Origin of the sequence: Amycolatopsis thermoflava N1165 (genome assembly GCF_000473265.1) — a bacterium.
In the GTDB taxonomy this organism is placed as follows: Bacteria; Actinomycetota; Actinomycetes; order Mycobacteriales; family Pseudonocardiaceae; genus Amycolatopsis_E; species Amycolatopsis_E thermoflava.
This window is the reverse complement of record NZ_KI421511.1, coordinates 4106576-4131436: the sequence shown is the minus strand read 5'-3', so window position 1 is coordinate 4131436 and position 24861 is coordinate 4106576. Positions and strand designations below refer to the sequence as shown.

At 71.4% G+C, this 24861-nt stretch carries 22 protein-coding genes and 1 pseudogene; 17 read left to right on the top strand and 6 right to left on the bottom strand.

Annotated features, from left to right (window positions below; genetic code table 11):
* The first annotated feature begins 8 nt into the window (after nucleotides 1–8).
* Nucleotides 9–1292 (top strand): SAM-dependent methyltransferase, encoded by a 1284-nt coding sequence (locus AMYTH_RS0120350; RefSeq protein WP_027931869.1) that lies wholly within the window; start codon nucleotides 9–11, stop codon nucleotides 1290–1292.
* Here the strand turns inward: AMYTH_RS0120350 and AMYTH_RS0120345 are convergent.
* Nucleotides 1289–2278: an LLM class flavin-dependent oxidoreductase gene (locus AMYTH_RS0120345; protein ID WP_027931868.1), complete on the bottom strand. Its 990-nt coding sequence runs from the start codon at nucleotides 2276–2278 to the stop codon at nucleotides 1289–1291. The two genes, AMYTH_RS0120350 and AMYTH_RS0120345, sit on opposite strands and share 4 nt — an antisense overlap.
* 59 nt (nucleotides 2279–2337) lie before the next feature.
* On the opposite strand from AMYTH_RS0120345, the gene AMYTH_RS45350 reads away from it, so the two are divergent.
* The gene (locus tag AMYTH_RS45350; protein WP_084022637.1) at nucleotides 2338–3234 is read left to right on the top strand and encodes a DNA polymerase III subunit beta; all 897 of its coding nucleotides are present in this window, start codon (nucleotides 2338–2340) and stop codon (nucleotides 3232–3234) included.
* A 3-nt stretch (nucleotides 3235–3237) separates the two neighbouring features.
* On the opposite strand, the gene AMYTH_RS0120335 is transcribed toward AMYTH_RS45350, so the two are convergent.
* On the bottom strand, nucleotides 3238–4173 hold the full coding sequence (locus AMYTH_RS0120335) for a glutamate ABC transporter substrate-binding protein (protein ID WP_037322620.1): 936 nt from the start codon (nucleotides 4171–4173) through the stop codon (nucleotides 3238–3240).
* A 113-nt stretch (nucleotides 4174–4286) separates the two neighbouring features.
* Nucleotides 4287–6416, bottom strand: coding sequence for a HelD family protein (locus AMYTH_RS0120330; protein WP_027931866.1), 2130 nt, complete (start codon nucleotides 6414–6416; stop codon nucleotides 4287–4289).
* A gap of 118 nt (nucleotides 6417–6534) precedes the next feature.
* Here AMYTH_RS0120330 and rsmD point away from each other — a divergent pair, with 118 nt between their 5' ends.
* The 3 genes from rsmD (at nucleotide 6535) to AMYTH_RS0120315 (ending at nucleotide 8113) form a co-directional block, all read left to right on the top strand.
* The gene (gene rsmD / locus AMYTH_RS0120325) at nucleotides 6535–7107 is read left to right on the top strand and encodes a 16S rRNA (guanine(966)-N(2))-methyltransferase RsmD (protein WP_027931865.1); all 573 of its coding nucleotides are present in this window, start codon (nucleotides 6535–6537) and stop codon (nucleotides 7105–7107) included.
* 20 nt (nucleotides 7108–7127) lie between these two features.
* Nucleotides 7128–7610, top strand: a complete 483-nt coding sequence (coaD, locus tag AMYTH_RS0120320) for a pantetheine-phosphate adenylyltransferase (protein ID WP_027931864.1) — start codon at nucleotides 7128–7130, stop codon at nucleotides 7608–7610.
* Nucleotides 7611–7693: 83 nt separating this feature from the next.
* Nucleotides 7694–8113 carry a guanyl-specific ribonuclease gene (locus tag AMYTH_RS0120315; protein WP_027931863.1) on the top strand — a complete coding sequence of 140 codons (420 nt, stop codon included), beginning with the start codon at nucleotides 7694–7696 and terminating at the stop codon, nucleotides 8111–8113.
* 28 nt (nucleotides 8114–8141) lie between these two features.
* Here AMYTH_RS0120315 and AMYTH_RS0120310 read toward each other — a convergent pair whose 3' ends face one another.
* The gene (locus tag AMYTH_RS0120310; RefSeq protein ID WP_027931862.1) at nucleotides 8142–10904 is read right to left on the bottom strand and encodes a helix-turn-helix transcriptional regulator; all 2763 of its coding nucleotides are present in this window, start codon (nucleotides 10902–10904) and stop codon (nucleotides 8142–8144) included.
* Nucleotides 10905–11065: 161 nt separating this feature from the next.
* On the opposite strand from AMYTH_RS0120310, the gene AMYTH_RS0120305 reads away from it, so the two are divergent.
* From AMYTH_RS0120305 to AMYTH_RS0120270, 8 genes are all read left to right on the top strand, one after another.
* A complete protein-coding gene (locus AMYTH_RS0120305) occupies nucleotides 11066–12085 on the top strand; it encodes an alcohol dehydrogenase catalytic domain-containing protein (RefSeq protein WP_209440779.1) in 1020 nt (339 codons plus the stop codon).
* Nucleotides 12086–12380: 295 nt separating this feature from the next.
* Nucleotides 12381–13103 carry an SPFH domain-containing protein gene (locus tag AMYTH_RS0120300; protein WP_027931860.1) on the top strand — a complete coding sequence of 241 codons (723 nt, stop codon included), beginning with the start codon at nucleotides 12381–12383 and terminating at the stop codon, nucleotides 13101–13103.
* Nucleotides 13104–13159: 56 nt separating this feature from the next.
* The gene (locus tag AMYTH_RS0120295; RefSeq protein WP_027931859.1) at nucleotides 13160–13747 is read left to right on the top strand and encodes a YceD family protein; all 588 of its coding nucleotides are present in this window, start codon (nucleotides 13160–13162) and stop codon (nucleotides 13745–13747) included.
* Between the two features lie 76 nt (nucleotides 13748–13823).
* Nucleotides 13824–14006, top strand: a complete 183-nt coding sequence (gene rpmF, locus AMYTH_RS0120290; RefSeq protein WP_017987516.1) for a 50S ribosomal protein L32 — start codon at nucleotides 13824–13826, stop codon at nucleotides 14004–14006.
* A gap of 14 nt (nucleotides 14007–14020) precedes the next feature.
* Nucleotides 14021–14761: a ribonuclease III gene (rnc, locus tag AMYTH_RS0120285; RefSeq protein ID WP_084022636.1), complete on the top strand. Its 741-nt coding sequence runs from the start codon at nucleotides 14021–14023 to the stop codon at nucleotides 14759–14761.
* A gap of 384 nt (nucleotides 14762–15145) precedes the next feature.
* Nucleotides 15146–16009 carry a bifunctional DNA-formamidopyrimidine glycosylase/DNA-(apurinic or apyrimidinic site) lyase gene (mutM, locus tag AMYTH_RS0120280; RefSeq protein WP_027931857.1) on the top strand — a complete coding sequence of 288 codons (864 nt, stop codon included), beginning with the start codon at nucleotides 15146–15148 and terminating at the stop codon, nucleotides 16007–16009.
* Nucleotides 16010–16027: 18 nt separating this feature from the next.
* Complete coding sequence (idi, locus tag AMYTH_RS0120275) at nucleotides 16028–16573, top strand: isopentenyl-diphosphate Delta-isomerase (RefSeq protein WP_027931856.1); 546 nt, start codon at nucleotides 16028–16030, stop codon at nucleotides 16571–16573.
* Between the two features lie 23 nt (nucleotides 16574–16596).
* Complete coding sequence (locus tag AMYTH_RS0120270; protein WP_027931855.1) at nucleotides 16597–17577, top strand: alpha/beta fold hydrolase; 981 nt, start codon at nucleotides 16597–16599, stop codon at nucleotides 17575–17577.
* Nucleotides 17578–17633: 56 nt separating this feature from the next.
* On the opposite strand, the gene AMYTH_RS0120265 is transcribed toward AMYTH_RS0120270, so the two are convergent.
* Together AMYTH_RS0120265 and asnB are read right to left on the bottom strand one after the other, a co-directional pair.
* Nucleotides 17634–18155 carry a general stress protein gene (locus AMYTH_RS0120265; RefSeq protein WP_027931854.1) on the bottom strand — a complete coding sequence of 174 codons (522 nt, stop codon included), beginning with the start codon at nucleotides 18153–18155 and terminating at the stop codon, nucleotides 17634–17636.
* 77 nt (nucleotides 18156–18232) lie between these two features.
* Entirely contained in the window at nucleotides 18233–20068 is a 1836-nt protein-coding gene (gene asnB / locus AMYTH_RS0120260) for an asparagine synthase (glutamine-hydrolyzing) (protein WP_027931853.1), read from the bottom strand.
* Between the two features lie 346 nt (nucleotides 20069–20414).
* Between asnB and kdpF the strand changes: the two are divergent.
* The 4 genes and pseudogenes from kdpF to AMYTH_RS0120235 all read left to right on the top strand — a co-directional run.
* Nucleotides 20415–20510: pseudogene (gene kdpF, locus AMYTH_RS50390) on the top strand (K(+)-transporting ATPase subunit F); the annotation flags it as partial.
* Nucleotides 20511–20566: 56 nt separating this feature from the next.
* On the top strand, nucleotides 20567–22228 hold the full coding sequence (gene kdpA / locus AMYTH_RS0120245; RefSeq protein ID WP_027931852.1) for a potassium-transporting ATPase subunit KdpA: 1662 nt from the start codon (nucleotides 20567–20569) through the stop codon (nucleotides 22226–22228).
* The gene (kdpB, locus tag AMYTH_RS0120240) at nucleotides 22225–24267 is read left to right on the top strand and encodes a potassium-transporting ATPase subunit KdpB (protein ID WP_027931851.1); all 2043 of its coding nucleotides are present in this window, start codon (nucleotides 22225–22227) and stop codon (nucleotides 24265–24267) included. The genes kdpA and kdpB overlap by 4 nt, the downstream gene beginning before the upstream one ends.
* A gap of 2 nt (nucleotides 24268–24269) precedes the next feature.
* The gene (locus AMYTH_RS0120235; protein ID WP_027931850.1) at nucleotides 24270–24857 is read left to right on the top strand and encodes a potassium-transporting ATPase subunit C; all 588 of its coding nucleotides are present in this window, start codon (nucleotides 24270–24272) and stop codon (nucleotides 24855–24857) included.
* Nucleotides 24858–24861 lie beyond the last annotated feature (4 nt).

The window sequence follows — 24861 nt, the reverse complement described above, 5'->3', positions numbered from 1 at the left end:
TGAGGTTCGTGGGTAGCGCAGGCGGAGTCGCCGGCGCCGTTGGTGAACTCCTGCACACGGCGCTCGGCCAGGTTGTCCCCATCCGGATTCGTTGCTGGGACGGCAGTGAAACCGGCCCGCCGGACGCGCCGGTCCTGCACATCAGGCACCGCCGGGCGCTGCGCCGGCTGCTGTGGGCGCCCAACGAGCTGGGCGTCGCACGGGCGCACGTCGCGGGTGAGCTCGACGTCGAGGGGCCGTTCGTGGCAGCCCTGGAACGGCTGCACGACCTGGTCTACGACGTCGACTTCGACGTGGACCTGACGTGGTCGCTGCGGCGCGATCTGGCGAAGGCGGCGCTGAAGCTGGGCATCGTCGGGTTCCCGCCGAAGCCGCCGCCCGAGGAGATCAAGCTCGCCGGGCGCATGCACTCCCGCCGTCGCGACGCGGCCGCCATCTCGCACCACTACGACGTGGGCAACGACTTCTACGCACTGGTGCTCGGGCCGTCGATGACGTACTCGTGCGCGGTGTGGGCGAAGCCGGAGACCACACTGGAGGAGGCGCAGACAGCGAAGGTCGACCTGGTCGCGCGCAAGCTCGGGCTGCGCGAAGGCATGCGGGTGCTCGACGTCGGCTGCGGCTGGGGCACGTTCGTGATCCACGCGGCCAAGGAGTACGGCGCGCACGCGGTCGGCGTCACGCTGTCGCAGGCGCAGGCCGATTTCGCGCGCAAGCGGGTCGCCGAGGAGGGCCTGTCGGACCTGGTGGAGATCCGGGTGCAGGACTACCGCGAGGTGTCCGACGGGCCGTTCGACGCGATCTCCAGCATCGGAATGGCCGAGCACGTGGGCGCGTCGATGCTGCCGGTGTACGCGAGGTCGCTGTTCGAGTTGCTGCGTCCGGAGGGGCGGCTGCTCAACCATGCCATCTCGCGGCACCCGGCGGTGCCGCCGCGCAACCAGAAGACGTCGTTCATCGACCGGTACGTCTTCCCGGACGGCGAGCTGGAGCCGGTCAGCGTGATGGCGGGCGCGCTCGAAGAGGCCGGGTTCGAGGTGCGTGACGTCGAGGCGCTGCGCGAGCACTACGGGCGCACGTTGCGCGCGTGGGTCGCCAACCTGGAGGCGAACTGGGACGAAGCCGTTCGCCTGAGCGGCGCCGGACGGGCCCGCGTGTGGCGGCTGTACATGGCCGCGTGCGCGCTGAGCTTCGAAAGCGGCGCGATCGGGGTGAACCAGGTCCTCGCCGTGAAGCCGACGGCACGCGGCGGCAGCGGGATGCCGCCGGTGCGCACCGCCTGGCTGTCCTAGTCGCGGGCGAGGCCGGCCACCAGCTCGTAGGAGCGCAGGCGGTCGGCCTCGCCGTGGACCATCGTCGTGATCATGATCTCGTCGGCTCCGGTGTCGGCGACCAGCGTCTCCAGGCCCTTCCGGACGGTCGACGGCGAGCCGTGGATCGTCGTGCCGAGGCGCTCGTCCACGAAGTGCCGGTCGATGTCCGAGTACGGGTACTCGGCGGCCTCCTCGGGTGAGGGCAGCGGGATCGGGTTGCCGCGGCGCAGCTGCAGGAACTGCAGGCCGCTCGGCCCGGCCAGCCACCGCGCCTGCTCGTCGGTGTCGGCGCAGATCACCGCCGCGCCGAGCATCACGTACGGCTCGGACAGCGCCTCCGACGGCCGGAACGACTCGCGGTACAGCTCGACCGCCGGGATCGTGTTGCGGGCGCTGAAGTGGTGGGCGAACGCGAACGGCAAGCCGAGCGAGCCGGCCAGCCGCGCGCTGAACCCGCTCGACCCGAGCAGCCACACCGGCGGCTTGTACCTCGGCACCGCGCGCACCGCGCCCTCGCCGTCGAAGTAGCCCATCAGCTCGGTCAGCTGTTGCGGGAAGTCGTCCGCGCCCAGCGCCTGCGGGGACCGGCGCAGCGCGAGCGCCGTGCGCTGGTCGGTGCCGGGCGCGCGGCCGATGCCGAGGTCGATGCGGCCGGGGTGGAAGGCCTCCAGCATCCCGAACTGCTCGGCCACCACGAGCGGCGCGTGGTTGGGCAGCATGATGCCGCCGGAACCGACGCGGATGGTCTCGGTGGCCGCCGCGACGTGGCTCATCAGGACGGTCGTGGCCGAGCTCGCCACGCCCGGCATGTTGTGGTGCTCGGCCACCCAGAACCGGCGGTAGCCGAGCCGCTCGGCGTGCCGGGCCAGCTCGACGGATCCGCGGAGCGCGGTGCGCGCGTCCGCGCCGCTCGGGATGGGGGACAGGTCCAGCACGGACAACGCGACATCGGACAGAGGCTTCACGGCAACGTCCAACGCGGCCCCGGCCGCGGCTCTTCCCGGTTTTGTCGTACCCCTCGGCGATGGTCAGCAGACACCACCCGGCGCGGCAGGGAGCCGCTGCATCGTCCTCGCCGTTGAGGCGGCGAGGACGGCGATGGGAACAAAGACCCCAGGGGCACGCGATTACAACGGCGGGCTTCGCCTCCGCACGCTACATCGGATCGCACGTTTCGGCTCGCACGCGCTGTTCTCTGCACCCCAGGGTCTCGGCCCCGCCGGCTGGTCGCGGGTCCGGTGGCGGGTCCCACCCTGCGTCGCGGGAGGACGCGTTGCCGATCTTCACCGGTGTGCGCATGTGGACCGAAGGTGACGTGCTGACCCTGCTGGCCACCGACCGCTACCGGATGGCGCTGGCCACCCTGGACTGGACCGGCGGGCGGCTGGACGCCCTGGCGCCCGCGGCCGCGTTGTCCGCTCTGGCGCGCGGGCTCGGGGCGGCGCCGTCGGTCGGGCTCGGCGCCGATTCCGACCGGCTGGGCCTCACCTGGGGGCCGGACTCGTTCGCCACCGCGCTCCTGGCGGTGCCGTTCCCGGACGAGCGGGCGCGCGAGCTCGTCCGGGCCCAGCCGTCCGGCGCGGTCGAGCTGGACGCCGAGGCGCTCGTCGCGGCCCTGCGCCGCGCCTCGCCCTACGCCGGGCCGCGCGGCACCGTGACCCTCGCCGGCTGGGACGGCGAGCTGCGGGTGATCAGCAGCGATCCGCACAGCGGGGAATCGGAGCAGGTGGTCAAGGCGAGCGTCTCCGGCGGCCGGCTGGGCGCCACCTACCAGGCACGCTACCTGCTCGACGCGCTGCGGCCGTTCGCCGGGCGGACGGTGCGGATCGAGCACCAGGATGGGCTGCGCCCGACGGTGTTCACCGCCCCGCCGGACGGGGGCGCGGCGGTGACCTGCGTGGTGGTTCCGATGCGGGTGTGACGGCTACGAGCCGGGGACCGAGCCGATCGCGGGCGGGGACGGCACGCCCCCGGTCACGACCGTGCCCAGCGTCTCCTGCCAGGCCCGCTGCCACAGCCCGGCCGCCTCGATCTTGCGCAGCCACTCGTTGACGAACCGCTTGAACGAGTCGTCGTCGAGCTTCAGGCCGATGCCGTACGGCTCGCTGGTGAACGGCTGCCCGCTGATCTGCAGCTTCGAGTCCAGTTGCGCCTCGCCGGCCAGCACGGTCAGGTCGTGCACGTACGCATCGCCCTTGCCCTGCTCCAGCGCCTGCACGCACTCCTCGGCGGTGCCGAACGTGGTGATCTTCGCGCCGGGCGCGCGCTGCTGGATCGCGGCGACGCTGGTCGTCCCGGCGACCGCGAGGACGGTCTTGCCGTTGAGGTCACCGGGGTCGTCGATGCCGGTGGTGCCCTTGAGGGTGGCGATCGCCTGCCCGGACAGCAGGTACGGCCCGGCGAACGCGACCCGCTGCGCCCGCTCCGCGGTGATCGTGTAGATCCGGATCACCGCGTCCACCGTGCCCGTTTTCAACATCGCTTCCCGGGTTTCCGGTGTGGTCGTCACGATGTTGACGTTCGGCCGACCGATGATGTATTTCGCGAGCATTTTTCCAAGTGTCGCGTCGAATCCGTCGGTGCTCCCGGTGATCGGATTCCGCTGCGACAGCAGGGGCAGGTTCTCGTCGCCGCCGATGACCAGCGTGCCGCGGGCCTTGATGGCCTGCGCCGTCGGGCTGGCTGCCAGATCGGCGTCGCCGGCCACCGGTGCTTCACCGATGACGCCCTGACCAGCCGAAACCTCGCCGCCGGTGCTCGCGTTGTCGTCGCCCGTACAGGCGACGGCCGTTGTGAGCAACGCCGCGGCGAGGCCGATCGAGGCCGCCGTACGGCGCGCAGCGCGCACCCAACCCGCCATTTGGTGCTCCATCCACAGTCCCGTGACACCACGAAGAGACGATCGGTCTCGCCGTGCATGGTAATTGCCCGGGAAATGGCGGTGGCCAACCGCGGCGCCGCTTTTTTCGTGATTTATTCCGCAGGCAGCCAGTCGTCGTCGGACGCCACGACCGTCAGCTGCTGCGTCGCCCGGGTCAGTGCGACGTAGAGCACGCGCCGCCCGGTGAGCGACTCGGTGATCAGCTCGGTCGGCTCGACCAGCACGACGGCGTCGTACTCCAGGCCCTTGGCGTCCAGGCTGCCGACGACCTTGAGCCGCTCGTCCGCCTGCCCCCGCACCCACGCGCCGACCTCGGCGACCCGGTCCATGGCGCACACCACGCCGACCGTGCCCTCGACCGCGTCCAGCAGCTCCTTCGCCGCCGCCTGCACCGCGCTCTCCACGTTGCCGCGCTCGACCAGCCGCACGTCCGGCTCGATCCCGGTGGTCCGGACCGCGCGCGGCAGCTCGCCCTCGGCGGCGTGCCCGGCGACCACGCGGGCGGCCAGGTCGAAGATCTCCGCCGAGTTCCGGTAGTTGGTGCGCAGCGTGTAGCGGCGGACCGGGGTGCGCGCGCCGAACACCTGCGTCCGGGCCTGCGCCGCCTCCTCCGGATCCGGCCACGAGCTCTGCACCGGGTCGCCGACCACCGTCCAGCTGGCGTACTTGCCGCGCCTGCCGACCATCCGCCACTGCATCGGCGAGAGGTCCTGCGACTCGTCGACCACGATGTGCGAGTACTCGTCGTAGTGCTCCGGCCGGTGCGGCTTGCCCTGCGACCCGCGCTCCGGCGGCGCCGCGTCCAGCTCGATCTGCTGCGCCCGGCGGCGGCGCTTCGGCGGCGGGCCGACCAGCACGCGCAGCTCGTCCAGCAACGCCACGTCGGCGACCGTCCACTCGCGCTCGCCGTCGGCGAACGAGGCGGCCAGCAGGTCGACCTCGGCCGGGGTCAGCACGCCCCGCGCGGCCTTCGTCAGGCGCCGCGGATCGCCCAGCCACCGCAGGATCTCGGCCGGGTACAGCACCGGCCACCACACCACCAGGAAGCGGTGGAAGTCGATCCGCTCGCCGAGGTCGTGGATCAGCTCGGCGCGCTCGATCGTGCGGCCGTCGGCGCGCGCGTTCTCCTCGGCGCGGTCGGCCAGCGCCTCCAGCAGCGCCTCGGCCGCCCGCACGCGCGAGCGGTTCGGCGGCCCGCCGTGGCCGTGCACCTTGCGGCGGACCTTCTCCAGCTCCTTGCGGTTGAGCTTGAGGACCTCGCCCTTGTAGACGATCCGCATCTCGTCCGGCACGTCCGGCGGGGTGTCGCGCATCGCCTTCGTGAGAACCTTACGCATCCGCAGCGAGCCCTTGATCGCGGCGAGCGGCGCCGGGTCCTGCCGGTCGGTGCTGATGCCGTCGAGCACGGCGCCCAGCGCGCGCAGCTCGACGTTCGTCTCGCCCATCGACGGCAGCACGCGCGAGATGTAGTTCGTGAAGACCCCGGACGGGCCGACCACCAGCACCCCGGCTCCGCCGAGCTGGCGGCGGTACCGGTACAGCAGGTAGGCGGCGCGGTGCAGCGCCACGGCGGTCTTGCCGGTGCCGGGGCCGCCGGTGATCTCCGTGACACCGCGCCACGGCGCCCGGATGACCTCGTCCTGTTCCTTCTGGATGGTCGCGACGATGTCGCGCATCTTGTCGCCGCGCGACCGGCCGAGCGCGGCCATCAGCGCGCCCTCGCCGACCACCTGCATGTCGTCGCCGACCGCGTCCGGGATCAGCACGTCGTCGTCCACGTCGAGCACGGTCTGCCCGGAGCAGCGGATGACGCGGCGGCGCACCACGTCCATCGGCTCCTCGGCGGTGGCCTGGTAGAACGCGGCGGCCGCCGGGGCGCGCCAGTCGGTCACGAGGTTGTCGAACTCGGCGTCGCGGATGCCGAGCCGGCCGACGTAGATCTTCTCCCCGGTGGTGTGGTCGAGCCGTCCGAAGACCAGGCCCTCGTACTCGGCGTCCAGAGTCTGCAGCGTCTGGGTCGCGTGGTGGACCATCATGTCCCGCTCGAACAGCATCGAGGCCTGCTCGAAAACGGCTTCGCGCTGGGCGCCGTGGCCGATCTCGTAGCCCTTGGCACGCATCGCCTCCGCCTGCGCCCGGAGTTCGGCGAGCCGGGTGTAGACGCGGTCCACGTGATGTTGTTCGATGGCGATCTCGGCCCGTCTGACCCGAGGTTCCGACACGCAGCGCTCCTACAGCTCACTCGCCGGCAACAGGAAGATTGACTCTACGCGTGCCCCGCGGGCCGTTCACCGGGTCCTGGGCAAAACACCGCGCAGAACACAGCGCGATGATGGGGCTGTGACGAGGATCGTGGCCGGGGCGGCGAGCGGGCGGCGGCTCAAGGTGCCGGCGCAGGGCACGCGGCCGACGTCCGAGCGCGTGCGGGAGGCGTTGTTCAACGCGCTGGAGGCGGCGGGTGAGCTGACCGACGCGCGGGTGCTGGACCTCTACGCCGGTTCCGGCGCGCTGGGGCTCGAGGCGCTCTCGCGGGGCGCGGCGGACGCGGTGTTCGTCGAATCCGACCGTCGCGCAGTGCAGGTCCTCAAGGCCAACGTGAGCGCGCTCGGGCTGGGCGGTTCGGTGCGCTCGGGTCCGGTCGAGACGGTGCTGGCGCAGCCCGCCGACGAGCCGTTCCACCTCGTGCTGGCCGATCCGCCCTATTCGGTGGGCGCCGAGAAGATCGGCACGGTGCTGGCCGCGCTGGCCGCCGGCGGGTGGATCGCCGAGGACGGGCTGGTGATCGTCGAGCGGGCGCTGCGTGACGGCGAACCGGACTGGCCCGCCGGGTTCGCGCCGGTGCGCACCTCGCGCTACGGCGACACGGCCTTGTACTGGGCGGAGTACGTCACTTCACCGCGCCACGGCGGGTAGAGCTTGATAGCGTCCGCGACATGCGGCGTGCGGTGTGTCCAGGCTCCTACGACCCGGTGACCAACGGCCACCTCGACATCATCGAGCGGGCGGCGAAGCTGTTCGACGAGGTCGTGGTCGCGGTCATGATCAACAAGTCCAAGAAGGGCATGTTCACCATCGACGAGCGGCTGGACATGCTGCGGGAGATCACCGCGCACCTGCCCAACGTCCGCGTCGATTCGTGGCACGGGCTGCTCGTGGACTACTGCAGGCAGCACGACATCGCGGCGATCGCCAAGGGGCTGCGCTCGGTCAGCGACTTCGACTACGAGCTGCAGATGGCGCAGATGAACCGCGAGCTCTCCGGCGTCGAGACCCTGCTGATGTCGAACAACCCGGCCTACGGCTTCGTGTCCAGCTCGCTGGTCAAGGAGGTCGCCACCTACGGCGGCGACGTGAAGAACCTGGTGCCGGACGTAGTCTTCGAACGGCTCACCGCGAAACTCGCCGAACGCGCCTGATCGGGCGACGACTTTCGTCGGGACTTCGGGCGCGTTCACCTGACGGCCCCCTTCAGGTAACGCGTCCGGGCTACGGTCCGAAAATGACCAACATCACGAAATCCCGGGTGGCTGGTGCGCTGCTCGCGGTCGTCCTCACGTTGTTCACCGGGTTCGGGCCGGCCGCTCCCGCCTCGGCCGCGCCGCTGTCCGCCGCGCAGGCCGAGTGCGGCGACACCTCCGGCTTCACGGTGGTCGCGCTGTCGTCGCTGCCCGCCGAGGCCGCCGACACCTACGAGCTGATCCAGCAGGGCGGCCCGTACCCGTACGAGCAGGACGGGACGGTCTTCCAGAACCGCGAAGGGCTGCTGCCCGCCTGCGCGAGCGGCTACTACCACGAGTACACCGTGGAGACGCCCGGCAGCGACGACCGCGGCGCCCGCCGCATCGTCACCGGCTCGGCGGGGGAGTACTTCTACACCGGCGACCACTACGCGAGCTTCGACCTGGTGGATGTGCGGTAGGCGCGTCCTCGACGTGCCGCGGCGCTGCTCAGGGGAGTCGCATGGTCCGGAGCTGACGGCGGGAGGTGATGCCGAGCTTGCGGAAGATGTTGCGGAGATGGGCGTCGATCGTGCGCGGGCTGAGGAACAGCTGGGCGCCGATCTCCTTGGAGGTGGCTCCCGCGGCGACGAGGCGGGCGATGTGCAGCTCGCGGGCGGTGAGCGCGTCGGCGGGCCGGGCGGCCCGCTTGCGTGGCCGTTCGCCGGTGGCGGTCAGCTCGCGGGCGGCCCGCGCGGCGAAGGCCTCCGCGCCCATGCCCGACAGCAGCTCGTGCGCGGTGCGTAGCTGGGCACGCGCGTCCTGGCGACGGCCTTCGCGGCGCAGCCACTCGCCGTAGACCAGATGTGCGCGGGCGAGGTCGGTGACGATCCGGCAGGCCCCGAGCTGCTGGATCGCCTCGCGGTAGAGCTCCTCGGCGGTCGGACCTGTGCTCATCAGCGCGCGCGAGCGGGCCTCGACCCCCAGCGCCCACCGGGTGCCGCTGGCCCGAGCGCGCGAGCTGAGCCGATCCAGCGCGTCGGCCGCACGGGCTGGTTCACGGGCGCGGACGGACGCCTCGACCAGCTCGGGCAGGGTCAGACTGCTGTGCACCAGCTCGTCGGACTCGCACGGACCCGCGGCGGCGGCGATCGCGGCGCGGTAGTCACCCAGGCCGTTGTTCAGCACCGACAGCGCGTACTGGGCCAGGGTCACCACCATGCCGTCGCCCCGCCCGGTCGCCTCCTGGACCGCGGCCGCGCACAGCTCGACGGCCTCGGCCCGCCGGCCGCGCCAGGCGGCGAGCATGAGCTCGGCATGGGGCAGCGGTGCGGCCCCGGTCGCCTCCGTGATCGCGGCGGACTCCGCGACCAGCTCGGCGGCCCCGGTGAGCTCGCCGGCGAGCACGAGCACGGAGGCCTGGAAGTTGATCGCCGTGGAGAGCATGGCAAGTGCGCCGGCTTCGCGAGCAAGGCGGACGCGGCGGCTGGTCAACACGTGGACCACCTCGTCGTCCCACAGCATCGTCCCGATGCGGCAGGCCAACCACAGCCAGCGGCGGCTGGCGCTCACCGCGTGGTGATCGTCGCGGAGCGCCTCCAGCGCATGACGCAGGCCGGGCACGCTCGCCTCGTACCCGTGCGTGTACCTGGTCACCAGCCCGTCGAGCAGGAGATCCACCAGCCCTGGCGGTGTCGGTGGTGCGGGCGCGGCCAGCGCGGAGTCGGCCGCCTCCAGCAGCCCGCGGCCCTGACCGAGTGAGCCGGCGATGAGCGCCGCCTCGAGTGCCTGGAGATGGGTCTCGCGGGCCAGCCCGGCGTCCAGCGGGGCGAGCGTCTTGGCGGCGTCCACCAGCATCCCGGGCACCTCGTTGCCGCGGGTCAGGACGAACGCGATCTGCACGCGCAACAGCTCGGCCCGGGCGCGTTGCAGCGCGTCCAACGGGCCGGCGGCCGCGACCGCCAGCAGCTCCGAGGCGGCCTCGGGCGCCCCGGCCTCGTGCCTGGCGTGCGCGGCGGCCAGCGCCCGGCGAGCACGGTCGGGGGGCTCGGGGGTCAGCGCGGTGGCTCGTTCCAGGAACGCGGCCGCGGCGGCGAACCCGCCGCGGGCCCGTGCCCGGTCCGCCGAGCGCTCCAGCTCCACCGCGACCGTCTCGTCCGTGCCCGGCACGGCCTGCGCACTGTGCCAGGCACGGCGGTCGGGGTCGGTCCGCGCGTCGGTCGCCGCGGCCAACGCGTAGTGCGCGCGACGGCGCTGAGGTGCCGTGGCAGCCCGGTACACGGCAGAGCGGACCAGCGGATGGGCGAACCGCACCCGGGTGCCGATCTCCAGCAGTTCCGCCGCCTCCGCCGGTGCGGCCGCCTCGACGCTGATTCCCAGCGACTCGGCCGCGCGCCACAGCAGCGCCGGATCGCCGAGTGGCTCGGCCGCCGCGACCAGCAGCAGCACCTGCGTGTCGGCGGGCAGACTGCCCGAGCGGCGCCGGAAGCTCTCCTCGACCCGGCGCGGCACGCTCAGCGCATCCGGCAGCGCGAACCCGCCCGCCAGCTCCGCCGGCTCCGCGCCGCGCAGCAGCTCGAGCAGGGCCAGCGGGTTGCCGCGCGCTTCGGCGATGATCCGGTCGCGGACCCCCTCGTCCAGCGGCGCGTGGACGGCACGGGCCAGCAGCGTCCGCGCGTCCGTCTCGTCGAGTCCGCTCAAGCGCAGCTCGGGTAGCCCGGTGAAGGGCTCGGAACCGTTCGGGCCGCGCACCGCGAACAACAGTGCCACCCGTTCGGCGTCGAGTCGTCGTGCGACGAAAGCGAGGGTTTGGGCGGAGACCTTGTCGAGCCACTGCGCGTCGTCGACCAGGCACAGCAGCGGTCGTTCTTCGGCGGTCTCGGCGAGGAGGCTGAGGGTGGCCAATCCGACCAGGAAGCGGTCCGGGGGGTCGCCGGTGTGGAGGCCGAATGCGACGCCGAGCGCGGTCCGTTGCGGATCGGGTAGTGCGGGGAGCCAGTCGAGCAGCGGTGCGCACACCTGGTGCAGGCCCGCGTAGGCGAACTCGATCTCGGACTCCACGCCCAGAGCGCGTTCGACCCGGAACCCGGTCGCGGCGTCGCGTGCGTGCTCCAGCAGTGCGGTCTTGCCGATGCCGGCTTCGCCGCGGATCACCAGTGCGCCGCTGCGCCCGTTCCGGGCCTGGGCTAGCAACCGCTCGACCGCCTCGCGCTCGGCGCCCCGGCCGAGGAGTGTCGCGTGATTCTCCGGTGAGCGCCAACCACTGTCCGCCAGATTCGCTCCTGTCCGAGTCCACCGAGCCCCCGATCACCATAGGCGATCACGGACACACGGCATAGGCGACTTCCACCGACGCGAACGTGCTGCCATGACCTTGAGGATGGGTCGGTGAGACGCCGTCGGGCGGTCCGCACTGATCAACGAGGAGTTCAAACATGACCGGACAGATGAAGGCCGTCGTCGTCTCAGAGGTGAAGGGCAAGTGGGAACTGCAGGACCGGGATATGCCGCAGGTGGGACCCGACGACGTTCTGGTGCGGATCCGGGCGTGCGGGATCTGCGGAACCGACCAATGGATCACCCAGGGGGTGTTGGCGTTTCGGGACTTTCCCCTCGTGCTGGGACACGAGGCTGCCGGTGAGGTCGTCGCCGTGGGTGAGGGTGTCACGAAGCGCAAGGTCGGTGACCGGGTCGGCGTCTTCATGTCGCAGAAGATGTGCGGGGTGTGCGACTTCTGCCACGAGGAGCACCCGAACAGCTTCGTCACCTCGGCGAACTGCGCCAACCCGAGACTGACCGGCGTCACCGTGGATGGTGCCCACGCCGAGTACGTCGCGGTCGACGCAGGCGGGACGGTGCTCATTCCCGACGGGGTGTCCTACGAGCAGGCCGCGCCGATCATCTGCGCCGGCTACACGGTGTGGGCCGGCCTGCGCCGGGCCGAGCCCAAGCCCGGTGCGCGGGTGGCAGTGTCGGGCATCGGCGGGCTGGGGCACCTGGCGATCCAGTACGCGAAGGCCGCGGGCTTCCACGTCACCGCGCTGACCCACAGCGCGGACAAGGAGGACCTCGCGCGGCAGCTCGGCGCGGACGAGGTCGTGGCCGACGGTGCCGCGCTCAAGTCGGCCGGTGGAGCGGACGTGCTGCTGCACACCAACAGCTCGCACGGGGCCGTCGCCAAGGCGATGGAGGGCCTGCGGCCGTGGGGGAAGGTGGTCCTCATGGGCATCGCGACGGACGAGCTGCACCTGCCCGCGCTCGCGCTGACCTCGAACAGCTACCAGGTGATCGGCTCGGCCCACAACACCATCGAGCACCTGGTCGAGGCCCTCGACTTCGTCGCCCGCGGCAAGGTCTCGACCATGATCGAGACGTTCCCCAAGGAGCGCGCGGAGGAGGCCCGCGCGAAGGCAGCCGCCGGCGAGGTCCGCTTCAAGGCCGTCATCACCTACTGACCAGGTGGTGGGGAGCGGCGTGCCCTGGTAGCCCCGCACATCCACGTCTGGTCGCGGGGGGGGGGGGGGGGGGGGGGGGGGCCGGTGGTCTGCCCGAGTGCCACGCCGAGCCGCGCGGACGCTCAACGGAGACGCTTCGCGTCGCTGACACGCCCGCCCGTCGCCCACCGCCACCCTCAACGGAGACGCTTCGCGTCGCTGACACGCCCGTAACGCAGCGTTCCCGCCGTTTCACGCGAGAAGCGGGCAGACTTGTGGTCAAGCCGGATGGGGAAAGGCCACCTAGGGAGTCGCTGTGTACCGGGTGTTCGAGGCGCTGGACGAGCTCGTCACGATCGTGGAAGAGGCACGCGGGGTGCCGATGACGTCCAGCTGCGTGGTTCCCCGCGGGGACGTCCTCGAACTGCTCGACGACGTGCGCGACGCGCTGCCCCGCGAGGTCGACGACGCGCAGGACGTGCTCGACCAGCGCGACGAGCTGATCAACAAGGCGCGCCACCAGGCCGAGACGACGGTCGGCGACGCCAACGCCGAGGCCGAGCGGGTCACCTCCGAGGCCGCCGCCGAGGCCGAGCGCATGATCGCCGACGCGCAGGCGCGCGCCGAGCAGGTCATGGCCGACGCGCGTGCCGAGGCCGAGCGGATGATCGCCGCGGGCCAGGCCGAGTACCACAACCTCACCGAGCGGGCCCGCGCCGAGGCCGAGCGCATGATGCAGGCCGGCCGCGACGCCTACGAGCGCGCCGTCGAAGACGGCCGCCACGAGCAGTCCCGGCTGGTGTCCCAGACCGAGGTCGTGCAGGCCGCGCACGCCGAATCCGCGCGCATCGTGGACGAGGCCCACGCCGAGGCCGACCGTCAGCGCGCCGACTGCGACGCCTACGTCGACGGCAAGCTCGCCGAGTTCTCCGAGCTGCTGTCCACCACGCTGCGCACGGTCGACTCCGGCCGCAACCACCTGCGCGCCCCGTCCAGCCTCGGCCAGCGCCCCACACCCCTGTACGACTTCCAGGCCTGATCGGGTGGAGGCGTAGAGTGGTGGGGTTGCCTTCCGCCCCTCTACTCAACGGACCGATGTCTCAGCAGAATGACACCCCCGACGTCCGCAACCCGTGGATCGTCGACACCCGTGAGCTGGGTCGGCGTGCCGGCCTGAGCCGGACCATCCAGCGCACGGCGCCCACCGCCGTCGAGTGGGGCGTGCCCGATGTGATCGTGGTGCCGAAGGGCGCCGAGGTCGAGCTGGACCTGCTGCTCGAGTCGGTGGTCGAGGGCGTGCTGGTCACCGGCTCCGCCGCGGTGCGGACCACCGGCGCCTGCTCCCGCTGCCTCGACCCGATCGACGACGAGGTCGAGGTCGAGCTCACCGAGCTGTTCGCCTACCCCGACTCGACCACGGACGAGACGACCGACGAGGACGAGGTCATGCGCCTCGTCGACGACCGGATCGACCTCGAACCGCTGGTCCGCGACGCCGTCGTGCTGGCGCTGCCGCAGGTCCCGCTGTGCCGCGAGGACTGCCAGGGCCTGTGCCCCGATTGCGGCGGGAAGTGGGCCGATCTCGAGCCCGGACACGGGCATGAGACGATAGACCCTCGGTGGGCCGCGCTGGTCGAGCGTTTCGACGACTCGTCCTCCGGCGGGCCCGGCCGGCAAGCCTGACGGGCATCAGCTCGTAAGCACCTGAGTAAGCACGCTCGCGCCCGCGTGAGCGAACCGTGGATGAGGAGATTCAGTCGTGGCCGTCCCGAAGCGGAAGATGTCGCGCTCCAACACGCGCCACCGTCGTGCGCAGTGGAAGGCGACGCCCGTGCAGCTGGTGCCCTGCCAGAACCGGGCCTGCCGTCAGCCGAAGCCGCAGCACGTGGCCTGCCCGACCTGCGGCCAGTACGACGGTCGTCAGGTCGTCGAGCCCGCCTGAGGTCGCTGACCAGTATGGGGGGCAGGTCGAGATCGGGAGGGCCGGCCGCCGACCCGAAACCGTTGCTCGAAGCGCTCGGCGTCGAACTCGACGCCGAGCTGCTCACGCTGGCGCTCACCCACCGCTCGTACGCGTACGAGAACGGTGGGTTGCCGCCGAACGAGCGGCTCGAGTTCCTCGGTGACGCCGTGCTCGGTCTGGTCGTCACCGACCACCTGTACCGCACGCACCCCGAGCTGCCGGAGGGGCAGCTCGCGAAGCTGCGGGCCAGTGTGGTCAACATGCACGCCCTGGCCGGGGTCGCGCGGGGGCTGGGCCCCGGCGGGCTCGGCGCGCACCTGCTCCTCGGCAAGGGCGAGGAGCTCACCGGTGGCCGTGACAAGGCGAGCATCCTCGCCGACGGTCTGGAGGCCGTGATCGGTGCGGCGTACCTCGCGCACGGCATCGATGCGGCCCGCGCGCTGGTGCACCGGCTGTTCGACGCGCTGCTGGCGGAGGCGCCGCTGCGCGGGGCCGGGCTGGACTGGAAGACGAGCCTGCAGGAGCTGACGGCGTCGGCCGGGCTGGGTGTGCCGGAGTACAAGGTGGAGGACACCGGGCCGGACCACCGCAAGGAGTTCAGCGCCACGGTGCTGGTCGCCGGCCGTGACTTCGGCAACGGCAACGGCACCACGAAGAAGGAAGCCGAGCAGAAGGCCGCCGAGACCGCTTGGCGTGCCCTCTCGGAGGAGCTGAAGCCCGAGGGCTCCGAGTAGTTCTCGCAACGGGAGCCGGGTCGCCGCCATGGTGCGGTGGCCCGGCTTTCGTCATTTCCGGGCACCTGCCGCCTGGCGCGCCACGCCCTGGGGCAGCCGCTTCGGCAGGCTAGCCGCGCGGGCGGCTGATTTGCTGCCCGGAGCTGAAAACTGGCCGCCGGGGTGGCGAAGTCGCCGCCGGGAGTGGCCATCTCGCTGCCGGAAGTAGCCACCCGCGACCGGGAGCGGGCGACTGGCCGCGCGGGGATGGGCATAGAAGTGCCGGCCGGTGTGTTTGCCCTTCCGGGCGTCGAGTGGCTGACGCGCCGGAAGTCACTGTCCGTCGCCGGAGTGCGACCCGGACGGACGTCGGGAATTGTCGGGGGTCGTGGATAGGGTGGTGTGGTGCCGGAGCTTCCCGAAGTAGAAGTGGTGCGCCGCGGGCTGCAGGCCCACGTGGCGGGCCGCGGGATCGCCCGCGTCGAGGTGCTGCACCCCCGCGCGATCCGCCGTCACGAGCTGGGCCCCGAGGACTTCACCGGCCGGCTCGCCGGGGCGCGCGTCGAAGCCGCGCGGCGTCGCGGCAAGTACCTGTGGCTGGAGCTGTCGGACAAGGAAGCGATCCTCGCCCACCTGGGCATGAGCGGCCAGATGCTCGTGCAGCCCGAGGGCGCCCCCGACGAGAAGCACCTGCGCGTCCGCATCCGGTTCGACGACGGTGGCCCCGAGCTGCGGTTCGTCGACCAGCGCACCTTCGGCGGCCTCGCTCTGGCCGACCTCGTCACCTCCGACGGCACGCTCCTGCCCGCCCCGATCGCGCACATCGCCCGCGACCCGATGGACCCGGCGTTCGACCCGGCCGAGGCGGTCAAGGCCCTGCGCTCCCGCCGCACTGAGATCAAGCGCGCGCTGCTCGACCAGACGCTCGTGTCCGGGGTCGGCAACATCTACGCCGACGAGTCCCTCTGGCGCGCCCGGCTGCACTGGGCCCGCCCCACCGAGAAGCTCACCCGCGCCCAGGGCGCGGCCGTCCTCGAAGCGGCCACCGAGGTGATGAACGAGGCCCTCCAGGCCGGTGGCACGTCGTTCGACGCGCTGTACGTCAACGTCAACGGCCAGTCCGGCTACTTCGACCGCTCACTGAACGTCTACGGCCAGGGCGACCGCCCCTGCCGCCGCTGCGGCACGCCCATCCGCCGCGAGCCGTTCATGAACCGGTCGTCCTACTTCTGCCCGCGCTGCCAGCCCCGGCCGCGCCGCTCCTCCTGACACCGGAAGGCAGGTCACGTGGCCCAGGAAGAACTCGTGGTGCTGCTCGACGAGCGCTTCGACCCCGTCGGCACAGCGCCGAAGCGCACGGTGCACGACGCGCACACCCCGCTGCACCTGGCGTTCTCCTGTTACGTCTTCGACCGCGCCGGCCGTGTGCTGCTGACCCGGCGCGCCATCGGCAAGAAGACGTGGCCGGGTGTCTGGACCAACTCGTTCTGCGGCCACCCGGGCCCTGGCGAGGACATGGCGGAGGCCATCGCGCGGCGCGCGAAGCAGGAGCTGGGCCTGGAGGTCACCGGCCTGCGGAAGGTGCTGCCGGACTTCCGCTACACGGCGACAGACGCGGGCGGCGTGGTGGAGAACGAGTTCTGTCCGGTGTGGGTGGCTGAAGCCGACGCCGACCCGCTGCCCGAGCCGGACGAGGTGTGCGAGTGGCGCTGGTCGGCCTGGACCGACCTGGTGGAGAGCATGACTCGCACGCCGTTCGTGTTCAGCCCGTGGTCGCAGTTGCAGGTCCCGCGGCTCGCGGAAACTCTTTCGGTGGGGGCAACACAGCGGTAACAGCCGACTGGTGGGCTTGCCGGGTGCGTTCCCCGGACACCGCGCTCACCGGGATCGGCCCGGACACGTTCGACCTGCGCCACCGCACCATCCACGGCTACCGGCGCGCCTACCGCATGGCGGGCAGCGGCCCCGCGTTGCTGTTCGTCCACGGCATCGGTGACGACTCGTCCACCTGGCTGGACGTGCTCGCGTCGCTGACCAGGGACTACACCGTGATCGCGCCGGACCTGCTCGGCCACGGCGGTTCGGACAAGCCGCGCGCCGACTACTCGGTGGCCGCCTACGCGTGCGGGATGCGGGACCTGCTGGCGACGCTCGACGTCGACCGGGTGACCGTGATCGGCCACTCGCTCGGCGGTGGCGTGGCGATGCAGTTCGCCTACCAGTTCCCGGAACGCTGCGAGCGTCTGGTGCTGGTCAGCTCCGGCGGCATCGGCGTGGGTGTGCACCCGCTGCTGCGGCTCGCGGCCGCGCCGGGCGCCGAGCTGGTGCTGCCCCTCGTCGGCACCCTGCCGGTGGGGGAAGCGTTGCGGCGCTTCCAGAGCGTGCTCAAGGCCGGCGGCGGGTTCGGGCTGGGGGAGGACCTCGACTACGTCGTCGGCAAGTACGTGCGGCTCGCGGAATCGACCAGCAGGCAGGCGTTCCTGCGCACACTGCGCGCGGTCGTGGACTGGCGCGGGCAGGTGGTGAACATGCTCGACCGCTGCTACCTGACCGAGGGCATCCCGACGATGCTCGTGTGGGGGACGCGGGACCACGTCGTGCCGAGCGCGCACGCGCTGGTCGCCCACGCCGCGATGCCGGGCAGCAGGCTGGAGATCTTCGAGGGCGCCGGGCACTTCCCGCACCACACGGAGCCGCAGCGTTTCCTGGCCGTCCTGCGCGACTTCCTCACCACGACCGCGCCGGCCCGGCACGACGTGCACCGGTGGCGGCACCTGCTGCGCACGGGCCGGAGGACACACCCCGGCCCGGAACTGGGCGTGTCGAGCGGCACCTGAACAGGGAAGAGCCCCGAACCCAGGGGGTGGGGCTCGGGGCTCTTGTCAGGGGTGGCTCAGTTGAACACGTGCGTCCGCGCGGCGAGGTTCGCCAGCAGCTCGCGGCCCTTCTCGGCGTTGCGCGGCTGGCTCAGCACGTCGTAGCGGCGCGCGACCAGCTGCGTCTGCGACACGAAGTCACGCTTGCCGCGGGTGGCGCCGTAGCTGATGGCCGCGAACACCATGCTGAACGCGACACCGGCGACCAGACCGAACAGGATCGGCAACAGCCCGGCGCCCGGCGTGAACAGCGTCAGCAACAGGCCGACGAAGACACCGAACCAGGCGCCCGACATCGCGGCGCCGCCGAGCACGCGGCCCCAGCTGAGCTTGCCGGCGACCCGCTCGACCAGCATCGGCTCGACCCCGACGATCGTGACGTCCGCCACGGGGAAGTCGTTGTCGGCGAGGTGGTCGACCGCCCGCTGGGCCTCTTCGTAGGACTCGTAGGACCCGATCGGCCAGCCGGTGGGCAGGGTCGGGAGCTGCGGGCTCGTCCGGGCGTTGGTGAAAGCGGTCTGCGTGAATGCTTGGGTCATCTTCCTCACCTCTCCTGACCTGTTCAACGCTCCCGCATACCCACTTGTGCCCCATGTCCGAACCTCACAGGGAATCCTCAGACTCGCAGCTCCGGCCGGTAGATGTCGAACCAGTGGTGCAGGTCGAGCAGCCGGTCCAGGCCGTGGCGTGTCTGGGACGTCATCGTGGCCGGGTCCTGGTCCACTGCGTCCGTCACCCACTCGCGGGAGGCCAGTTCGAACACCGGGTCGCCGGGCGTGGCGAGCACCTCCTTCGCCTGCTGCTGCAACGCCGCCGCGTACCCGGGGTCCTGCGTGGACGGGTACGGGCTCTTCACCCGGTCCACAACGGACTGCGGCAGCACGTGCTTGGTCGCGTGCCGCAACAGGCTCTTTTCCCTGCCGTCGAACGTTTTCAGGGACCAGGGCGTGTTGTAGACGTACTCGACGAGCCGGTGGTCGCAGAACGGCACCCGCACCTCCAGGCCCACCGCCATCGACGCGCGGTCCTTGCGGTCCAGCAGCGCTCGCACCATCCGCGTCAGGTGCATGTGGCACACCTCACGCATCCGGCGCTCCTCCGCGGAAACGCCGTCCAGGTGCTCGACCTGCGCCAGCGCGGTGCGGTACTGGTCCGCGATGTAGCCGTCCAGGTCCAGCTTCCGCGACACGTCCGACCGCAGCAGGTTGCCGCCGTCCTGGACGCCGGTGCGGAACGCCAGCCACGGGAACGTGTCGGCGTTGCGGGCGGTCTCGTCGTGGAACCACCGGTAGCCGCCGAACACCTCGTCGGCCGACTCGCCGGACAGCGCCACCGTCGACTCCGTCCGGATGGCCTTGAACAGCAGGTACAGCGACGTGTCCATGTCGCCCAAGCCGGCCGGGATGTCCCGCGCGGTCAGCACCGCCCGCCGCACCGCCGGGTCGGTCAGCGCCGCCGGGTCGAGCACGACGTCCTGGTGCGCCGACCCGACCAGCTTCGCCACGTCCCGGATGAACGGCGAGTCCGGGGTGTCGCGCATCTCGTCGGGCTTGAAGTTCTCCTCCTGCCCCACGAAGTCGACCGAGAAGGTGCGCAGCTGCTCACCCTCCTCGCGCAGCCGCGCGGCGGCAAGGCCGGTGATCGCGCTGGAGTCCAGGCCGCCGGACAGCAGCACGCAGCGTGGCACGTCGGCGACCAGCTGCCGGTGCACGATGTCGGTCATCAGCTCGCGCACACGCGCGACCGTGGTCTCCTGGCCGTCGGTGTGCTCGCGCGCCTCCAGCTTCCAGTAGGTGCGGGTGTGCACGCCGTCCCGATCCACCCGGACGATCGTGCCGGGCTCCACTTCGGACATCCCGTGCCACAGCGACCAGCCGGGCTGCTTGGTGAACGAGAACAGCTCCCGCAACCCGTCCGCGTCCACGATCCGCTTCGCCGCGGGGTTGGCCAGAATCGCCTTCGGCTCGGACCCGAACAGCACGCCGTCGCGGGTCGGGTAGTAGTAGAACGGCTTGATGCCCATCCGGTCGCGGATCATGACGAGCTTCTCGTCGCGCGCGTCCCAGATGGCGAAGGCGTACATGCCGTTGAGGTGGTCGGCGACGGACTCGCCCCACTCCAGGTACCCGTGCAGCACGACCTCGGTGTCGCTGTCGGTGCGGAAGGTGTGGCCCTTGCCCTCCAGTTCGCGGCGCAGCTCGGTGAAGTTGTAGGCCTCACCGCTGTAGACCATGGCCACCTCGCCGGCCGGCGTGGTCACCGACATCGGCTGCCGCCCGCCGGGCAGGTCGATGATCGCGAGCCGGCGGTGGCCGAGGGCGGCGTGCGGGGCGATCCACGTCCCGGAGTCGTCCGGACCACGGCAGGCCATGGTCCCGGTCATGGCGTCGAGCACCTCGCGCCGCTGGGTGAGGTCGGTCTCGAAGGAGACCCAGCCGGTGATGCCGCACATGCGTACTACCCTCCCGATGCTTAGCAAGTACAACTATGCGTAACACCGTGGTAACACAACTCACCGGTAACTGTCTGCTCGATTCGTCCGCTCTGACGGGATGGATTTCACGCAGTGTGGCCGGTTGCACACGCACCTCAAGAACGCGTAAATCCGCGCCGAAGCGGCGTCAAGGCGCCGTCATCCGGACGAGGAGACGGGACATCCGAGCGCAGGCTGTCACCGGAGCGGTCACCGATCGGGTGACCCGTGCTGGAAGGTGTGAAGTGGCGGATCTGCTGTACGCCGTGCTGCTGATCGCGGTGTTCGCGGTGCTGGCGCTGACGTTGCGCGGGCTGGAGAAGCTGTGAGCGGCGCCGGGGTGGTGGCCAACGTCGTCGGCGGGGTGCTGGCGCTGGGCCTGGTCGTCTACCTGTTCATCGCGTTGATCAAGCCGGATCGAAACAGCGGCGCGAAGCGCCACCGCCAGGGGTGGCGGTCGGGCGACAGGAGGGCCTGATGTCGGACCTCGCCTCCGGCCTGGTCACGGTCGGCATCCTCGTCGCCGCGCTCGCCCTGGTCCACAAACCGCTGGGCGACTACATGGCGCGCGTGTTCACCAGCGAGAAGCACCTCAAGCTGGAGCGCGGCCTGTACCGCGCGTTCCGGGTGGACCCGTCCTCCGAACAGCGCTGGCCCACCTACGCGCTGGGCGTGCTCGGGTTCTCGCTGGTGTCCATCGTCTTCCTGTACCTGCTGCAGCGCCTGCAGTCCGTCCTGCCGCTGAGTCTCGGCCGCGGCGCGGTCGATCCGGGCGTCGCGTTCAACACGGCGGTCAGTTTCGTGACCAACACGAACTGGCAGTCCTACGTGCCCGAGACGACCATGGGCCACCTCGTCCAGATGGCCGGGCTGACGGTGCAGAACTTCCTGTCCGCGGCGGTCGGCCTGTCGGTCGCGATGGCGCTGGTCCGCGGGTTCACGAGGTCCAGGACCGACCGGCTCGGCAACTTCTGGGTCGATCTCACCCGCGGCACCGTGCGGATCCTGCTGCCGCTGTCGGTCGTGTTCGCGATCGTGCTGATCGCGCTGGGCGTCACGCAGAGCCTCCGCGCCGGCGTCACGGTGACCGGCCTGGACGGCACGCAGAGCACCATCTCGATGGCGCCCACGGCGAGCCAGGAGGTCATCAAGGAACTCGGCACCAACGGCGGCGGCATCTTCAACGCCAACTCCGCGCACCCGTTCGAGAACCCGAACGTCTGGACCGACCTGATCGAGATCTTCCTGATCCTGGTGATCCCGGTGTCGCTGACCCGGACGTTCGGCAGGCTCGTCGGCAATCCCAAGCAGGGGTACGTCCTGCTGTCGGTGGTGGGTCTGCTGTGGACGTTCGTGCTCGCGGTGACCTGGTGGGCCGAATCGCACCCCAACGGCCCCGCGGCGTTGCTGGCGGGCGCGAACCTGGAGGGCAAGGAGCAGCGGTTCGGCATCGGCGCGTCGTCGCTGTTCGCCACCAGCACCACCGGCACCTCGACGGGCGCGGTGAACTCGTTGCACGACAGCTACAGCGGCCTCGGCGGCGGCATGACCCTGCTGCACATGCTGTTCGGCGAGGTCTCGCCGGGCGGTGTCGGCACCGGTCTGTACGGCATCCTGGTGATGGCGATCATCGCGATGTTCCTGGCCGGCCTGATGGTCGGCCGCACCCCGGAATACCTGGGCAAGAAGCTCGGCAAGCGCGAGGTCACCGCCGCCGCGATCGCGATGCTGGCGATGCCCGCGGTCGTCCTGCTCGGCGCCGGCGCGGCCCTGCTCATGCCGGGCACCGCGGGCGCGCTGGGCAACAGCGGGGCGCACGGACTGTCCGAAGTGCTCTACGCGTACGCCTCCACCGGCAACAACAACGGCAGCGCCTTCGCCGGCATCACAGTGACGGACGGCTGGTTCCAGTCCTCGCTGTCGGTGGCGATGCTGATCGGCCGGTTCGTGCCGATCATCGCGGTCCTGTGCCTGGCCGGTTCGCTGGCCGCGCAGAAGAAGGTGCCGGAGACCGCGGGCACCCTGCCGACGACCGGGCCGCTGTTCGGCTCCGTGCTCGCCGGAACCATCCTGCTCGTCGCGGCGCTGACGTTCGTCCCGGCGCTCGCGCTCGGTCCCATCGCGGAGGCCATGGCATGACCATCACCCAAGACCGGCCCGTCGAAACGCCGGCTCGCGTCGGCGCGGGCGTGTTCAACGGACGGCAGCTGCTGACCTCGCTGCCCGACGCGCTGCGCAAGCTCCACCCGCGGCACCAGGTCCGCAACCCGGTCATGTTCGTGGTGTGGGTGGGCTCGGTGCTCACCACGGTCTTCGCGGTCACCGACCCGAGCGTGTTCACGATCCTGATCGCGGTGTGGCTGTGGTTCACGGTCGTGTTCGCGAACCTGGCCGAGGCCGTCGCCGAGGGGCGCGGCAAGGCGCAGGCGGAGTCGTTGCGCCGCACCAAGAAGGAGACCGTCGCGCGGCGGCTCACCCCGGACGGCGAGGAACGCGTGCCGGGCGTCGAACTGCGGGTGGGCGACCTGGTGGTCGTCGAGGCTGGCGAGACCATCCCCGGCGACGGCGACGTGGTCGAGGGCATCGCGACGGTCGACGAATCGGCCATCACCGGGGAATCCGCGCCGGTGATCCGCGAATCCGGCGGCGACCGCTCGGCCGTCACCGGCGGCACGACGGTGCTGAGCGACCGGATCGTCGTCCGGATCACCACCAAACCCGGCGAGTCCTTCGTGGACCGGATGATCGCGCTGGTGGAGGGCGCGTCACGGCAGAAGACCCCGAACGAGGTCGCCCTGACGATCCTGCTGTCCACGCTGACGATCATCTTCCTGCTCGCCGTCGTGGCGCTGCAGCCGATGGCCGCCTACTCCGGCAGCGAGCAGTCGGTGATCGTGCTGACCGCGCTGCTGGTGTGCCTCATCCCGACGACGATCGGCGCGCTGCTGTCGGCGATCGGCATCGCCGGGATGGACCGGCTGGTTCAGCGCAACGTGCTCGCCACGTCCGGCCGCGCGGTCGAGGCCGCCGGTGACGTGTCGACGCTGCTGCTGGACAAGACCGGCACGATCACCTTCGGCAACCGGCGGGCGACCGAGCTGATCCCGGTCGGCTCGACGGACCGGCACCAGCTGGCCGAGGCCGCCCGGCTGTCCAGCCTCGCGGACGGCACCCCGGAGGGCCGCAGCGTCGTCGAGCTGACCGAGGGCACCACGGTTCCCGGCGGCGGCGAGTTCGTCCCGTTCACCGCGCAGACCCGGATGAGCGGCGTCGACCTGCCGGGCCGTCAGGTCCGCAAGGGCGCGGCGAGCGCCGTCCGCGAGTGGGTGCGGGAGCACGGCGGCGACTTCCCGGACGAGACCGAGCGGATCGTCGACGAGATCAGCGAACAGGGCGGCACCCCGCTGGTGGTCGCCGAGCTGACCGGCGGGCGCGCGTTCGTTCGTGGCGTGATCCGGCTGTCCGACGTCGTCAAGCCGGGCATGCGGGAACGGTTCGCCGAGCTGCGCCGGATGGGCATCAAGACGGTGATGATCACCGGCGACAACCCGCGCACCGCGAAGGCCATCGCCGAGGACGCCGGCGTCGACGACTACCTCGCCGAGGCCAAGCCCGAGGACAAGATGGCGCTCATCCACCGCGAGCAGGAGGGCGGCCGCCTGGTCGCGATGACCGGCGACGGCACCAACGACGCACCCGCGCTGGCCGCGTCCGACGTCGGGGTCGCGATGAACACCGGCACGTCGGCCGCGAAGGAGGCCGGCAACATGGTCGACCTCGACTCGGACCCGACGAAGCTGATCGAGATCGTGGAGATCGGCAAGCAGCTGCTGATCACCCGCGGCGCGCTGACGACGTTCAGCATCGCCAACGACCTCGCGAAGTACTTCGCGATCCTGCCCGCCATGTTCGTGGCGATCTTCCCGCAGCTGGCCGCGCTGAACATCCTGCACCTGGCGACCCCGCGGTCGGCGATCCTGTCCGCGGTGATCTTCAACGCGCTGATCATCGTGGTGCTGATCCCGCTCGCGCTGCGGGGCGTGCGGTACCAGCCGTCCAGCGCGTCCGCGCTGCTGCGGCGCAACCTGCTGGTCTACGGGGTCGGCGGCATCGCGACGCCGTTCCTCGGCATCTGGCTCATCGACCTCGTCGTCCGTTTCATCCCAGGAATCGGGTAGTCATGATCAAGAATCTGCTGAAGCAGACCGGCGCCGGCCTGCGGGTGCTGCTGGTGTTCACGGTGCTGCTCGGGGTGGTCTACCCGCTGGGCGTGTGGGCGGTGTCCCGGATCCCGGGGCTGCACGACAACGCCGAGGGGTCGCTCGTGACGGCGAACGGGCAGGTCGTGGGCTCGTCGCTGATCGGGATCGACCCGGTCCCGGCCGACCCGGCGCACGACCCGTACTTCCACACCCGGCCGTCCGCGACCGGTGACCCGTCGGTGTCCGGCGGGTCGAACAAGGGCGGGTTCAACTCCGACCTGGTCGCGGCCGTCGAGGAGCGCAGGGCGGCCATCGCACAGCGCGAGGGCGTCTCGCCGGACGCGGTGCCCGCGGACGCGGTCACGGCCTCGGGGTCGGGCCTCGACCCGACCATCAGCGTCGCCTACGCCGACCTGCAGGTGCCGCGGGTGGCGCGCAACACGGGGCTGACCGAGGACCGCGTCCGCCGGCTGGTCGAGGCGAACACGACCGGTCACGGCATCGGCGTCCCCGGGGTGAACGTGCTCGAACTCAACCTCGCCGTCCAGTCGGCAGGAGCACACTGAAAGC

What these genes read in the sequence shown, in the direction of transcription:
- AMYTH_RS0120315 (WP_027931863.1), top strand. Translation starts at nt 7,694, where the DNA reads ATGACCAACATCACGAAATCCCGGGTGGCTGGTGCGCTGCTCGCGGTC.
- AMYTH_RS0120235 (WP_027931850.1), top strand. Translation starts at nt 24,270, where the DNA reads ATGATCAAGAATCTGCTGAAGCAGACCGGCGCCGGCCTGCGGGTGCTG.
- rnc (WP_084022636.1), top strand. Translation starts at nt 14,021, where the DNA reads ATGGGGGGCAGGTCGAGATCGGGAGGGCCGGCCGCCGACCCGAAACCG.
- AMYTH_RS45350 (WP_084022637.1), top strand. Translation starts at nt 2,338, where the DNA reads ATGGTCAGCAGACACCACCCGGCGCGGCAGGGAGCCGCTGCATCGTCC.
- coaD (WP_027931864.1), top strand. Translation starts at nt 7,128, where the DNA reads ATGCGGCGTGCGGTGTGTCCAGGCTCCTACGACCCGGTGACCAACGGC.
- AMYTH_RS0120305 (WP_209440779.1), top strand. Translation starts at nt 11,066, where the DNA reads ATGACCGGACAGATGAAGGCCGTCGTCGTCTCAGAGGTGAAGGGCAAG.
- AMYTH_RS0120265 (WP_027931854.1), bottom strand. Translation starts at nt 18,155, where the DNA reads ATGACCCAAGCATTCACGCAGACCGCTTTCACCAACGCCCGGACGAGC.
- kdpA (WP_027931852.1), top strand. Translation starts at nt 20,567, where the DNA reads ATGTCGGACCTCGCCTCCGGCCTGGTCACGGTCGGCATCCTCGTCGCC.
- asnB (WP_027931853.1), bottom strand. Translation starts at nt 20,068, where the DNA reads ATGTGCGGCATCACCGGCTGGGTCTCCTTCGAGACCGACCTCACCCAG.
- AMYTH_RS0120295 (WP_027931859.1), top strand. Translation starts at nt 13,160, where the DNA reads ATGTCTCAGCAGAATGACACCCCCGACGTCCGCAACCCGTGGATCGTC.
- AMYTH_RS0120335 (WP_037322620.1), bottom strand. Translation starts at nt 4,173, where the DNA reads ATGGCGGGTTGGGTGCGCGCTGCGCGCCGTACGGCGGCCTCGATCGGC.
- kdpB (WP_027931851.1), top strand. Translation starts at nt 22,225, where the DNA reads ATGACCATCACCCAAGACCGGCCCGTCGAAACGCCGGCTCGCGTCGGC.